This is a genomic window from Limnochorda sp. (assembly GCF_047459355.1).
Taxonomy (GTDB): Bacteria; Bacillota; Limnochordia; order Limnochordales; family Limnochordaceae; genus Limnochorda.
Genome location: NZ_VSCV01000001.1, coordinates 35,858 through 48,130, shown reverse-complemented (window position 1 = coordinate 48,130; position 12,273 = coordinate 35,858). Strand labels below are relative to the sequence as shown.

The 12,273-nt window shown below is 68.9% G+C and carries 13 protein-coding genes; all 13 read right to left on the bottom strand.

Going from position 1 to position 12,273, the window contains the following annotated elements; translation table 11 throughout:
* Window positions 1–209: 209 nt before the first annotated feature.
* On the bottom strand, window positions 210–563 hold the full coding sequence (locus FWJ67_RS00255) for a hypothetical protein (protein ID WP_304173791.1): 354 nt from the start codon (window positions 561–563) through the stop codon (window positions 210–212).
* Between the two features lie 165 nt (window positions 564–728).
* A complete protein-coding gene (locus FWJ67_RS00250; protein WP_414481832.1) occupies window positions 729–1,208 on the bottom strand; it encodes a bifunctional nuclease family protein in 480 nt (159 codons plus the stop codon).
* Window positions 1,209–1,275: 67 nt separating this feature from the next.
* Window positions 1,276–2,934, bottom strand: coding sequence for a CTP synthase (locus FWJ67_RS00245; protein ID WP_414482510.1), 1,659 nt, complete (start codon window positions 2,932–2,934; stop codon window positions 1,276–1,278).
* Window positions 2,935–3,212: 278 nt separating this feature from the next.
* On the bottom strand, window positions 3,213–4,904 hold the full coding sequence (gene argS, locus FWJ67_RS00240; protein WP_304173785.1) for an arginine--tRNA ligase: 1,692 nt from the start codon (window positions 4,902–4,904) through the stop codon (window positions 3,213–3,215).
* Between the two features lie 56 nt (window positions 4,905–4,960).
* Window positions 4,961–5,866 (bottom strand): agmatinase, encoded by a 906-nt coding sequence (speB, locus tag FWJ67_RS00235; protein WP_414481826.1) that lies wholly within the window; start codon window positions 5,864–5,866, stop codon window positions 4,961–4,963.
* Complete coding sequence (speE, locus tag FWJ67_RS00230; RefSeq protein ID WP_304173781.1) at window positions 5,863–6,702, bottom strand: polyamine aminopropyltransferase; 840 nt, start codon at window positions 6,700–6,702, stop codon at window positions 5,863–5,865. The genes speB and speE overlap by 4 nt, the downstream gene beginning before the upstream one ends.
* A gap of 101 nt (window positions 6,703–6,803) precedes the next feature.
* A complete protein-coding gene (locus FWJ67_RS00225) occupies window positions 6,804–7,262 on the bottom strand; it encodes a pyruvoyl-dependent arginine decarboxylase (protein WP_304173779.1) in 459 nt (152 codons plus the stop codon).
* 197 nt (window positions 7,263–7,459) lie between these two features.
* The gene (gene ndk, locus FWJ67_RS00220; protein ID WP_304173777.1) at window positions 7,460–7,861 is read right to left on the bottom strand and encodes a nucleoside-diphosphate kinase; all 402 of its coding nucleotides are present in this window, start codon (window positions 7,859–7,861) and stop codon (window positions 7,460–7,462) included.
* Window positions 7,862–7,898: 37 nt separating this feature from the next.
* The gene (locus FWJ67_RS00215) at window positions 7,899–8,381 is read right to left on the bottom strand and encodes a MaoC family dehydratase (RefSeq protein ID WP_304173775.1); all 483 of its coding nucleotides are present in this window, start codon (window positions 8,379–8,381) and stop codon (window positions 7,899–7,901) included.
* A 22-nt stretch (window positions 8,382–8,403) separates the two neighbouring features.
* Window positions 8,404–9,702 (bottom strand): glutamate-1-semialdehyde 2,1-aminomutase, encoded by a 1,299-nt coding sequence (gene hemL, locus FWJ67_RS00210; protein ID WP_304173773.1) that lies wholly within the window; start codon window positions 9,700–9,702, stop codon window positions 8,404–8,406.
* Window positions 9,699–10,712 (bottom strand): porphobilinogen synthase, encoded by a 1,014-nt coding sequence (gene hemB / locus FWJ67_RS00205; RefSeq protein ID WP_414481827.1) that lies wholly within the window; start codon window positions 10,710–10,712, stop codon window positions 9,699–9,701. The genes hemL and hemB overlap by 4 nt, the downstream gene beginning before the upstream one ends.
* Entirely contained in the window at window positions 10,709–11,518 is an 810-nt protein-coding gene (locus FWJ67_RS00200; RefSeq protein WP_304173908.1) for a uroporphyrinogen-III synthase, read from the bottom strand. The genes hemB and FWJ67_RS00200 overlap by 4 nt, the downstream gene beginning before the upstream one ends.
* Window positions 11,518–12,267 carry a twin-arginine translocase subunit TatC gene (tatC, locus tag FWJ67_RS00195; protein WP_414481828.1) on the bottom strand — a complete coding sequence of 250 codons (750 nt, stop codon included), beginning with the start codon at window positions 12,265–12,267 and terminating at the stop codon, window positions 11,518–11,520. The genes FWJ67_RS00200 and tatC overlap by 1 nt, the downstream gene beginning before the upstream one ends.
* Window positions 12,268–12,273: the final 6 nt, after the last annotated feature.

The following is a 12,273-nucleotide window of genomic DNA, read 5'->3' as shown; positions in this document are numbered from 1 at the left end:
CCCACAGTGATGATCGACCAAGCTGGCGGCACGGGGAAGACGTGCGTGAGGGAGACCGGTCTCCATCCATATGTTCCGCAGGTTGTCCTTCACGTATGAACCGCTCGACCTTCTCAGCCCGGATCGGGCCTGGCGGGTTTCAGGGCACCAAGTTCTCGGACCGCCGGATGCCCTGCATCTTGCCCTGCCCGACAGCGCGAGCAGGGGTGTTACCCTCTCCCCACGGCTTTGCGGAGCACCGTCTCGAGGCTGGCGACCAGCGCCTCTTCGCCAACCAGCCCCAGCTCGGACCGGACGCCGGGACAGGTGAGGCTCACCAGTTGGGCTCGGGCCAGCTGCCGGTGTTCAAAGGTGAGGCTGTGCCACTCACCACACGAGCGGCAGGCGGCCTCCAGGGTCCATCCCCGCCGGCCGCGCGAAAGGCGTCCCACGGGCGTGCCGCACGAGCAGGAAAGGCTCTCCGAGCAGGGTGGGGCGACGTCGAAGAGGGTGAACCGGCGCCGGGACGGGCGACCACAGTTGGGACACCAGAAGAGAACCACCCGCTCCGTGTGGATCACCACGTCCCCGTCACCCCTACCCGAACCGGCTCAGTAGTTTCGCACGGCAGGCGGCAATTCCTTCTTTACCGGCGGCAGGATTCCTGCCCTCTCGACGCGGCGGGAGGGGTCCAACGCAGCGGGTGTCGAAGACGCCCCGGGGTGGTGCACCCCGGGGCGCTGAGAGGTTCAGCCCTTGTTCAGATGCCGCTCAAAATCGCCTGGCGTGAGGCCTTCCAGGAACTTCCGAAACGCCTCCATCTCGTCGTCGTCGATCGGCTTGTTGGCGATCAACGCCTTCGCCGCGACCTCCTCGGAGACGTAGATCGGGCTGTCCGACCTCAAGGCAAGGGCGATGGCATCGCTGGGCCGGGCGTCAACGACCAGCTCACCGTCCCGGCTCTTCATGTAGATCTTGGCATAGTAGGTCTCGTCCTTGAGATCGCTGATGACCACCCGATCCACCTTGGTGTTCAAGGTGTCCAGCATGTTCTTGAGGAGGTCATGGGTAATGGGACGAGGGGGCTTCAAACCCTCCAGCTGAATACTGATCGCCTGAGCCTCGGCAGGACCGATGAGGATGGGAATGAACCCCTTTTCTTCGGCGTCTGTGATCACCACAACAGGCATCATACTGTTCTGGTCGATCCCGACGACCTTCACCTTCATTCTGACCACTGGGCTCACCCCCGGATCTGCCGTCTGTGGTCATTCTAACACATCGCCTACACGACTTCTAGCGGAGCCCAAGCCCATCCGCCAGGGGTTTGCCGCTCCCTTCCAGCTGGCGGGCTTCCCGGAAGGCGAGCGCGGCCCCGACAAAGCCACGGTAGAGGGGGTGCGGGCGGTTCGGGCGGGACCGCCACTCCGGATGGAACTGGCAGCCGATGAACCACGGATGGTCCGGCAGCTCCACCATCTCCACCAGCCGCCCGTCGGGCGAGGCGCCCACGAACCGGAGGCCCGCGTCGGCCAGGACCGAACGGTAGGCGTTGTTCAGCTCAAACCGGTGGCGATGGCGCTCGTAGACCACTGCCTCGCCGTACAGCTCCCGGCTCAAGCTCCCTTCCTCCAGCACGCAGGGGTAGAGCCCCAACCGCATGGTCCCGCCCAAGTTGTCCACATCGGCCTGGTCAGGCATCAGATCCACCACCGGGTGGGGGGTGTCCGGGTCGAACTCGGAAGAGTTGGCCCCCTCTAGGCCGCAAACGTTCCGGGCGATCTCGATGACCGCCACCTGCATGCCCAGGCAGATGCCGAAGTACGGGATCTTCCGCTCCCGGGCGTAGCGGGCGGCCACCACCATCCCCTCGACCCCTCGGCTGCCAAAGCCTCCCGGCACCAGGATGCCGTCGACCCCGTCCAGGACCCTGTCAGCCGGCTGATGTTCCAGGTCCTCCGACGGCACCCAGCGGATCTTTACTCGGGTGTCGTGCGCGGCCCCGCCGTGGGTGAGGGCCTCGACAACGCTCAGGTACGCGTCGGGCGCCGCCACGTACTTGCCCACCACCGCAATCTCCACCTCGTGGCGAGGATGGCGCATCCGCTCCACCATCGCCCGCCACTCGGCCAGGTCCCGCTCCCCGGCGGGCAGGTTCAGCTTCTCAATGACGATCTGATCCAAACCTGCCTCTTCCAGGAGGAGGGGCACCTCATAGATGGTCTCCACATCCTGGTTGGGGATGACCGCCCGGGGATCGATGTCGCAGAAGAGGGCGATCTTGGTCCGCACCTCTTCAGGCAGGGGCTGCTCCGACCGACAGACAATGATGTCGGGCTGGATGCCGAGGCTTCGGAGCTCCTTGACGCTGTGCTGGGTCGGTTTGGTCTTCAGCTCCCGGGACGCCTTGATGTAGGGCACCAAGGTGACGTGGACATACAGGCAATGCTCCCGGCCCAGCTCGCCCTTGAGCTGCCGGATCGCCTCCAGGAAGGGGAGGCTTTCGATGTCCCCCACCGTACCCCCGACCTCCACGATGACCACGTCCACCCGGCGTTCCTTGGCCACTTGGAGGATCCGCTCTTTGATCTCGTTGGTGACGTGGGGGATGACCTGCACCGTCCGGCCCAGAAAGTCGCCCCGGCGCTCCTTGGTGATGATGGACCAGTAGATCTTGCCGGCGGTGACGTTGGAGAGCTGGGTCAGATCCTCGTCGATGAACCGCTCGTAGTGGCCCAGGTCCAGGTCGGTCTCAGCCCCGTCGGCGGTGACGAAGACCTCCCCGTGTTGGAACGGGCTCATGGTCCCGGGGTCGACGTTGATGTACGGATCCAGCTTCTGGATGGCGACGGAGAGGCCCCGACTCTTGAGCAACCGGCCGAGCGAAGCAGCGGTGATCCCTTTGCCCAGGCTCGACACCACCCCGCCGGTGATGAAGATGTACTTGGTCGACATCGGCGCCCTCCTTCCACGTCTACGGGGCGCACCGGCCGGCGGGATCCAACCACCCCAGAGGGTGCCCTCGGCCTATTATAGCAGAGCCTCCCGCCCCGCCAAGCCAGAGTTGTCCCCAACGGCCAGCCCGGCTCGTGGCCACCACCACCAACGGTCCCATCACCCTTCAGGCCGCGCCGTAAAAGGAAGGCAGGCCGACAGACCTGGGCAACCGCAGCACGAGACGCGCAGGCGCCCTCCGCCGGCGGCGGAGGGCGCCTCAACACCCGATCCTGCCGTCACATCCGTTCCGGGGCGGTGACGCCCATCATCCCCAAGACCCGGCGCAGGGTGAGCTGGGTGGCCCGGGCCAGAAGGAGCCGGGCCGCCTCCACCTGGGGCGCCTCGCCCAGAATCCGGTGGTGCGCATAGAAGGTGTGGAAGCGACGGGCCAGCTCCATGGCGTAGAAGGCCAACCGGTGCGGCTCCCTTCGTTCCGCGGCGAGGCGGACCTCCGACGGGAAGGCGACCAGGTGGCGGAGGAGGTCGTCCTCCTCGTCGCTGGCCAGGACCGTGAGGTCGGTCTGCTCCGGGTCGGGCAGGTGCTGGGCCGGATCGGCCCCTTCACCGAAGGCTTGCCGGAAGACACTGCAAATCCGGGCATGGGCGTACTGGACGTAGTAGACCGGGTTCTCGTCCGACTGCCGTACCGCCAGCTCCAGATCGAAATCCAGGTGAGCGTCCAGGCTCCGGGTGAGGAAGGTGAACCGGGCCGCGTCCACCCCCACCTCGTCCAAGAGGTCCTCGAGGGTGACGTACTCCCCCGCCCGCTTGGACATGCGGACCGGCTCACCGCCCCGGGTAAGGGTGACCAGCTGCAAGAGGAGCACCTCAAGCCGGTCGGCGGGATACCCTAGGGCCTCCAAGGCGGCCTTGGTCCGGACGATGTGGCCGTGGTGGTCCGGCCCCCAGATGTCGATGAGGCGGTCGAAGCCTCGCTCGAACTTGTCCTGATGGTAGGCGATGTCGGCCAGGAAGTAGGTTGGGATCCCGTCGCTCTTGATCAGCACCCGGTCCTTCTCATCGCCGAAGCGGCTGGTGGCCAGCCAGACGGCCCCGTCCTCCTCGTAGCTCATCCCCCGTTCCTGGTAGCGCTGGACCACCGCGTCCACCTTCCCCGCCTCGTGCAGGTCCCGCTCCCGGAACCAGCGGTCGAAGCGGACCCGGTACCGCTCCAGGTCGGCCTTCTGCTGGGCCACCACCCGATCGGGCGCCTCCCGTCGGAGGAAGGCCCGCCGGGCTTCGGGCTCCCACTCCAACAGGTCGGGGTAGTCGGCCAGGAGCTCCCGGGCGATCTCCCGCACGTCCTCGCCCTGGTAACCGTCCTCGGGCAGCTCGAAGGGTTCGCCCTTCAGCTCCCGGCAGCGGGCCTCCACCGTCGCGGCAAAGAGATCCACCTGCCGGCCCGCGTCGTTGACGTAGTACTCGGTGGCCACCTGGTGGCCCACCGCGGCCAGGCACCGGGCCAGGACATCCCCCACCACCGCGGCCCGGGCATTGACCACGTTCATGGGCCCGGTGGGGTTGGCGCTCACGTACTCGATGAGAATCCGCTCGGGATGCTCCGTTCGGCTCTCACCGTACCGGTCGGGGTTGGCCAGGATGAGGGGGATCACCTGGTGGAGCCACCCCCGGTGGAGGTAGAAGTTGATGAACCCCGGACCTGCCACCTCGACCCGCTCCACACCCAGGCTCCCGAGATCCAGCTCCTCCACCAGGACCTGGGCCAGGTCCCGGGGCTTGGTCTTGGCCGCCCGGGCCAGAGCGAGGGCGGCGTTGGTGGAGAAATCACCGTGGGCCTTCTCCCGGGGCACCTCCACCTCAAAGGACCGCTCCCCGTCCAACCGGATCCGGCCCGCCGCCTCCGCCCGACTCAGGGCCTGCTCGATCGCCTCTTTGAGCTCTGCCTTCCACCGTCCCAGCAGATCCACGTCATCGCTTCCTTTCTCACCTGGGGCCTTCGCGCCCGGGCCGCCCGCCCCTGGGGTCAGGGCCGACCCCCGGCAGGTGCCGCCCACGCCAGGAGGGCCTCCCGCACCACCTTGGCCGCCAGGAAGGCCGCCGCCTCCCCCGGCCCGTCGTGGGGCGGCGAGAGCTCCACCAGATCACACCCCACCACGTTCAGCGGCTGGAGGGTATAGATGGCGGCGAGGAGCTGGCTCCCCGTCCAGCCACCCGGCTCGGGCGTCCCCACGCCCGGCGCCAGGCCGGGGTCGACCACGTCCAGGTCGATGGTCACGTAGACGGGCCGGTCGCCCAACTCCCGGGGCAAGGCCGCCAGGGCGGCCAAGGCCTCGCCGGGGTCCGCGGGGAGGAGCCGGCTGTGGGCCCGGGCCCAGGCCATCTCCTCCCGGTCGCCTGAGCGGATCCCCACCTGGTAGATCCGCTCCGGGCCCAAGAGCTCGCCCGCCCGACGCATCACCGTCGCGTGGGAGAGCCGCTCACCCAGGTAGACGTCCCGCTGATCGGCATGGGCGTCGAGTTGGATCACCACCAGGTCGGGGTAGTGCTGGGCCAGGGCCCGGAGCACCCCCAGGGTGACCAGGTGCTCGCCGCCCAGGAGGAAGGGCCAGCGCCCCTCCTCCACCAGCACGGAGACCGCCTCTTCGATCCGGTCGAGGGCGGTCTCCACCTGGGCGTAAGGGAGCAGCAGGCTCCCGCCATCGTGCAGCGCCACGTCGGTCAGGTCCCGGTCCAGGACCGGGCTGTAACTTTCCAACCCCTCGCTGACCGCCCGGATCCGGGCCGGCCCGAACCGGGTTCCCGGCCGGAAGCTGACGGTGGCGTCGAGGGGCAGGCCCAGGAGGACGGGGCCTGCCTCCTCATAGGAGGCCCGGGCCTCGAGGAAGGGGCTCTCGGGCACCCGCTCGATGGCGAGCCACCGGCGGCTCACCCGCCGATCAGCTCCTGAACGAAGGCCGGCAGCACAAAGGCGGCCTTGTGGAGCTCCGGCGTGTAGTACTTGCACGGGCCCTGCGGGGGCTTCCCCTGGGGCTCGAGGGGATCGGGACCCAGGCTGCCCAGGGCGAAGCACCAGAGCCCACCGGGGTAGGTGGGCACCACCGAGAGGTAGAGCCGGGCCAAGGGGAAGGTTCGGGCCATGGCTTGGTAGGTGCCGGTCACCAGGTCTTGGTTGACCCAAGGCGACTCGGTCTGGGCCACCAGGATGCCGTCGGGGTTGAGGGCCTGCCGCACGGTCTGGTAAAACGCCTCGCTGAAGAGCCCCGTGGCCGCCTTCACCGGATCGGTGGAGTCGACCACCACCACGTCAAAGGGGGGCAGCTCCCCTTGGGCCACCTTGGCCATGTACTCCTTCCCGTCGGTGTGGACGATCTGGACCCGCTTGTCCTCCAGGCCGCTGGACAGGGAGGGGAGCCAGCGCTTGGCCGCCTCCACCACGCCCGCATCGATCTCGATGAGGACCGCTTCCTCCACCGAGGGGTGCTTCAGCATCTCCCGGATGGAGCCCCCGTCACCGCCGCCCACCACGGCCACCCGCCGGGGGTTGGGATGGGTCGCCATGGGCACGTGGACGAGCATCTCGTGGTAGGAAGGCTCGTCCACCTCCGTCGTCTGGATGCAGCCGTCCAGAACGAGCATCCGGCCGTACTGTTCCGTCTCCAGGACGGCCAACTCCTGGTACCCGGTCTGGCGGTACTCCAGCACCTTCCGAACCTTCAACCCGATGGTCAGAAGGGGCGTTTGCTCCTCAGTAAACCACAGATCCATTCGACGCCGGCTCGGACCGGCCCACCTCCTTTACCCATCTGCCCCGCTCCCGGCCAGTGCCGCCCGAACCGGCAGGCTCGGGCCGGGGAGCGGGGTCAGGCTCAGTACCAGAGGGCGCAACCTGCGAAGGCGCAGCCGATCTGCTCCACCACGTGATCCACCGCGATGGAGCGGATCTCCACCAGCGGAAGGCCCCGATGCTTGAAGGCCTCCTCCACCCGGCGGCGGACCTCGGCCTCGGCCTCCTCCTTGCTGCACTGGCCCCCGTACTCCATGATCACCCCGAAGGTGTCGGGGCTCAGGCCGACCGCCACCGCGGCGGCCACCCGGGTTCCGGGCTCCTCCGAGATGGCCGAACCGTACGCGATGGGCAGCAAGGAGCCGGGGGGCACCATCAGGGTCTCGGCCTCCTGGGCTCCCGGAGGAAGGATGCTGGAGACCCGGATCAAGTTCAGATTGCCCACTCCAGCGACGAGCAAGGCGTTGTCAAAGGCATTGAGGGGGCTCGGGCCCTCGGCCCCGCCGGCCACCAAGGTGAACCTCTTGGGCGTGGGAAGCACCTGGACTCCTCCTGTACTGGCTGCATGGTCGTGCCTGCGGCGTCAGGTTCGCACTGATGCTGGTATGGCGGCCAGCAGGCATGCAGAAGGTAGTATAGCAGGCAGGCCGTCAAAATCCAATAAATCCTGCCTGCCCCCCCAGCCCCTGGCCAAGCCCGGCCTCCCTCTTTCGGGCCCGGACGGGCCGGCTCCCTGCCCTACGAACCGAAGAACCTCTGGATCTCGGCGGCCGCCGCTTCTGGGGAGTCGGCCGCATGGACGATGGTGTAGGGCAGCTCGGTGGCGAAATCGCCCCGGATGGTCCCCGGTTGGGCCTCCAGCGGGTTGGTGGCCCCCACCAGGTTCCGCACGTGCCGGATGCAGTCGGGGCCTTCGAGAACCCCGAGCACCGCCGGGCCGGCGGTGATGGCCTGGAGGAGCTCGGGGAAGAAGGGCTTGTCCGCGTGGTGCCCGTAGTGTTCCCGGGCCACCTCCTCCGAGATCTGGCGCATCTCCAAGCGTCGGATCTTCAGGCCCTTGGCCTCAAAGCGGCGGAGGATCTCCCCCACCAAGCCCCGCTGGACCGCCTCAGGCTTGATAATGATGAAGGTCTGCTCCACCTGCGCTCCCTCCGTCCTTGCCGGTCACCGGCCGCGCTTAGTCGTAATCCTCGAAGGCGTGGGTCAACACGGACTTGAGCCGGGGCGGCGGAACCACCTCGGACTCGGCCAGCAAAATGGGGTGGCCCGCCTGGCTCCACGTCACGCTCTTGATGGTGGCCCGGTTCTTCTCGGGATCGACGGCGACCACTTCCAGCTCGGTGGTGAGGACATCCCCGCACCGGGCGGGTGCCACAAACCGGAAGGTCTGGTGAGCGGTGATGGTCCCCGGCCCTGGCAGTTCGCTGGTGATGGCGGCCACCACCTGGGCGGCCAGCAGGATCCCGGGCACCACCGGCTCCCCCGCGTCGGTCCGCTGGGCGTAATCCCGGTCCACGTAGATGGGATTCAGGTCATTGGTCAGCCCCATGTACAGGTAGACATCCCGCTCCTCCACCCGCTGGGTGAAGGTCGCCTTCTCGCCCACCTCCAGCTGGTCCACATGCCGGCCCAAAGGCCTCTTTCCGGCGATGTGCTGCACCGCCTGCACCTCCCCGTGCCAGTCAAGCCAGCCTCGAACCCTCGGCCGCCAGGCGGAAGGCCTGGCGGGCCGCCTCCACCGTCTGCTCGATGTCGGCCTCCCCGTGGGCCGTCGAGAGAAACCAGGCCTCCCAGGGCGAAGGAGCCAGATAGACCCCCCCGGCCAGCATGGCGTGGAAGAAACGCCGGAAGGCCTCCCCGTCGCTGGCCGCCACGTCGGCTGCGTTCCGGACCGGGGCCTCGGAGAAGAAGAGCCCCAAGAGGGAGCCGACCTGGTGGATCTGAACCGGGACGCCCGCCTCCTGGGCCGCCTCGGCCAACCCCTGGGCCAGGAGGGCCCCCTTGGCCTCCAGGGCCGGGTAGGGGTTCTCCTCCTTCAGGATCTGCAAGGTCTTCAGGCCAGCCGCGACCGCCACCGGATTCCCCGACAGGGTGCCCGCCTGGTAGACAGGGCCCGCGGGGGCCACCTGTTCCATGAGCTCCCGGCGCCCGCCGTAAGCGCCGATGGGCAGGCCACCACCGATGATCTTGCCCAAGCAGGTCAGATCGGGCAGGACCCCGTAGAGGGTCTGGGCGCCCCCGAAGGCAACCCGGAAGCCGGTGATCACCTCATCGAAGATGAGGAGGGCTCCGTGCTCTTCCGTCAACCGCCGCAGCCCCGCCAGAAACCCGGGCTCCGGCGGGATGAGCCCCATATTGCCCGCCACCGGCTCCACGATGACGCAGGCAATCTGGTCCCCCCGCTGGGCGAAGAGGGCTTCAGCCGCATCCAGATCATTGTACGGCAACACGTGGGTCTCCGCGACCACCGCCGCCGGGATGCCGGGGCTGGAGGGCACGCCGAGGGTGGACGCCCCGGAGCCGCTCTCCACCAAGAGGGCGTCCACATGCCCGTGGTAGCCGCCCCGGAACTTGACGATCCCCGTCCGGCCTGTGGCCGCCCGGCTGAGGCGGATGGCGCTCATGGTCGCCTCCGTCCCCGAGTTGACCAGCCGGACCTGCTCCAGGGAGGGGACCGCCTCCACCAACAGCTGGGCCAGGGCCACCTCCCCTTCGGTGGGAGCGCCGAAGGTGGTCCCCGTGCGGGCTGCCTGGGCGATGGCTTCCACCACCCGGGGCTCCGCGTGGCCCAGGATCAAAGGACCGTAGGAACCCACATAATCGATGTAGGACCGCCCGTCCACATCAAAGACCCGGGCCCCCTCCCCCCGGGCGATGAAGGGCGGCACCCCGCCCACGGCCCGGAACGCTCGGACGGGGCTGTTCACCCCTCCCGGCATCCAGCGACAGGCCTCGGCATAGAGGGCCTCCGACCGGCTCATGCCTCCCCGCCCCCCAACTCCCGGCGCCAAGCCCGGGCATACTCCAGCGCGGCGTAGGTGATGATCAGATCGGCGCCTGCCCGCCGGATGGCGGTCAAGCTCTCCCGCATGGCCTGGACCTCATCCAGCCAGCCCAGTCGCCCGGCGGCCCTCAGCATGGCGTACTCCCCGCTCACCTGGTAGGCGACCACCGGCAGGGTGGTCCGCTGCCGCACCTGGTGGATCACGTCCAGGTAAGGCAGGGCGGGCTTCACCATGACCAGATCGGCCCCTTCGGCCCCATCCAGCTCCACCTCCAGAAGGGCTTCCCGGGCGTTGGCCGGGTCCATCTGGTACCCCCGCCGGTCCCCGAAGGCGGGGGCCGAGTCGGCCGCCTCCCGGAAGGGCCCGTAGAAGGCGGAGGCATACTTGGCCGAGTAGGCCAGGATGCTTACCTCGTGGAAGCCGGCCTCATCCAGGGCCCGCCGGATGACGCCCACCCGGCCGTCCATCATGTCACTGGGGGCCACCCAGTCGGCCCCCGCCCGGGCATGGGAGAGGGCCGTGCGGGCCAGCCGCTCGAGGGAAGCGTCGTTGGCCACCTCGCCCCCCTCCAGCACCCCGCAGTGGCCGTGGCTGGTGTACTCGCAGAGACAGACATCGGTGATGACCACCAGCTCCGGCAGGACCTCCTTCAAGGCACGGACGGCCTGCTGAACAACCCCGTCCTCCCGCCAGGCCTCGCTGCCCTCGTCGTCTTTCCGCTCGGGCAGCCCGAAGAGGATGACGGCAGGCACCCCCAGCTCCCAGGCTTCCCGGGCCGGCTCCACCACCCGGTCGACGGACCAGCGGAAGACCCCCGGCATGGAAGGCACCGGCTCCTGGATCCCCCGCCCCGGGCGGACAAAGAGGGGCAGGATCAAGTGGTCCGGCCGCACCCACGTCTCCCGGACCATGCGCCGGATGGTCTCCGTCCGGCGCAGCCGGCGCATCCGGCGCTGGGGAAAGCCCCCGGGCCATCCTGTGGTCATCGGCTCCCCCTCCTTCGTCCTGCGGCTTGACTCAAGGCCGCCACCAACCCCTCCACGCTGGAAACGGGCGCTTCCAGATCCACCGGCACCCCCAGCTCCCGGCACCGGCGGGCGGTGACGGGGCCGATACAGGCCACCCGCGTCCGGGCGGACCAGGCGGGCTGCCAGGTCCCCAGCCGCTGGATGAGGCCTGTGACGGTGGAGGGGCTGGTCAGGGTCACCCAGTCGATGCCCCCTTGGTCCAAGGCCTCGCGAACCTTCTCGGGCGGCAGGCCCCGCTCCTCCCCGCCGGGCACCACCCGGTAGGCCTCCACCTCCGTCACCCGGGCGCCAGCCTCGTGGAGCCGGCGCACCAGCTCAGGAGAACCCAGGAGGGAGCGGGCGATGAGGACCGCCGCCCCCGCCACCCCCTTGTCCACCAGAGCCTCGGCCAAGGCCTCCGTCTCGAAGCGGGCGGGCACCAGGTCGGGCTCCACCCCCCAGGCCCGCAGGGCCTCGGCCGTCCCCGGACCGACGGCGGCCACCTGCACCCGGCGGAGGGCGGCCCCGTCCCGGCCCATCCCCTCCAGGGCTCGGCGGACGGCCTCCACCCCGTTGGGGCTGGTGAGGACCAGCCACCGGTAGCGGTCCAAGGCCTTCAGGGCTTCCGCCAGGGCTTGGGGGGAGGCGGGCGGGCGGATGGCAATGGTGGGGAACAGGAGCGCCCGCGCCCCCTCCGCCTCCAGCCGCCGGGCCAGCTCCTGGGCCTGCTCCCAGCTCCGGGTGACCAAGACCGTCTGGTCCTGGAGGCGCCGGGAGCGGGCCATCACGGCTCCACCTCCTCCGGCAGGAGGGCGGGCCGGCGCCGGCGCCGCTCGGCCATCCGGGCCACCCATGCCCCGACCTCGTACAGGAGGAGGAGGGGGATGGCCAAGAGGGTCTGGGAGACGGGATCGGGCGGGGTCAAGATCGCGGCAATGATGAAGGCGAGGAGGATGACGTACCGCCGCATCTGCCCCCAGAACCGGGCGGAAACGGCGCCCACCCGGGTGAGGGTGTAGGTGATCAGGGGCAGCTGGAAGACCAGCCCGAAGGGCAAGGTCACCCCGATCAGAAAGGAAAGAAACCGGGAGATGGTGATGGTGGCGTGGATCCGTTCCGTCTCGAACCCCAGAAAGAAGGTGAGCATGAAGGGGAGCATCACAAACCAGCTGAAGAGGATGCCCAGCACAAAGAGGAGGATGACCACCGGGGCCAGGCGGTAGACCAGCCGCCGCTCGTTGGGGAAGAGGCCGGGCAGAACGAAGAGCCACGCCTCCACCAGGATGATGGGGGAGGCGGCGATGAGCCCCAAGATGGCCGCGATCTTCACCATGCTGACGAAGGCCTCCGCCGGCGTGACGAAGACCAGGCGGCCCACCTGACTGGCCAGGAAGGAGACCACGTCGGGCACCAAAGGCCAGGCGGCCACGCTCGCGGCCAACCACGCTAGACCGCTCACCAGAATCCGACGTCGGAGTTCAGCCAAATGCCCCGAAAGGGGCATGGTGGGCAGGCTGCTCTCAGAGAGACTCACCGCGGC

Bases quoted from the DNA above. Each gene is read 5' to 3' on its own strand.
- FWJ67_RS00250 (WP_414481832.1), bottom strand. From the start codon at position 1,208: ATGAAGGTGAAGGTCGTCGGGATCGACCAGAACAGTATGATGCCTGTT.
- FWJ67_RS00245 (WP_414482510.1), bottom strand. From the start codon at position 2,934: ATGTCGACCAAGTACATCTTCATCACCGGCGGGGTGGTGTCGAGCCTG.
- speE (WP_304173781.1), bottom strand. From the start codon at position 6,702: ATGGATCTGTGGTTTACTGAGGAGCAAACGCCCCTTCTGACCATCGGG.
- hemL (WP_304173773.1), bottom strand. From the start codon at position 9,702: ATGAGCCGGTCGGAGGCCCTCTATGCCGAGGCCTGTCGCTGGATGCCG.
- hemB (WP_414481827.1), bottom strand. From the start codon at position 10,712: ATGACCACAGGATGGCCCGGGGGCTTTCCCCAGCGCCGGATGCGCCGG.
- FWJ67_RS00200 (WP_304173908.1), bottom strand. From the start codon at position 11,518: ATGGCCCGCTCCCGGCGCCTCCAGGACCAGACGGTCTTGGTCACCCGG.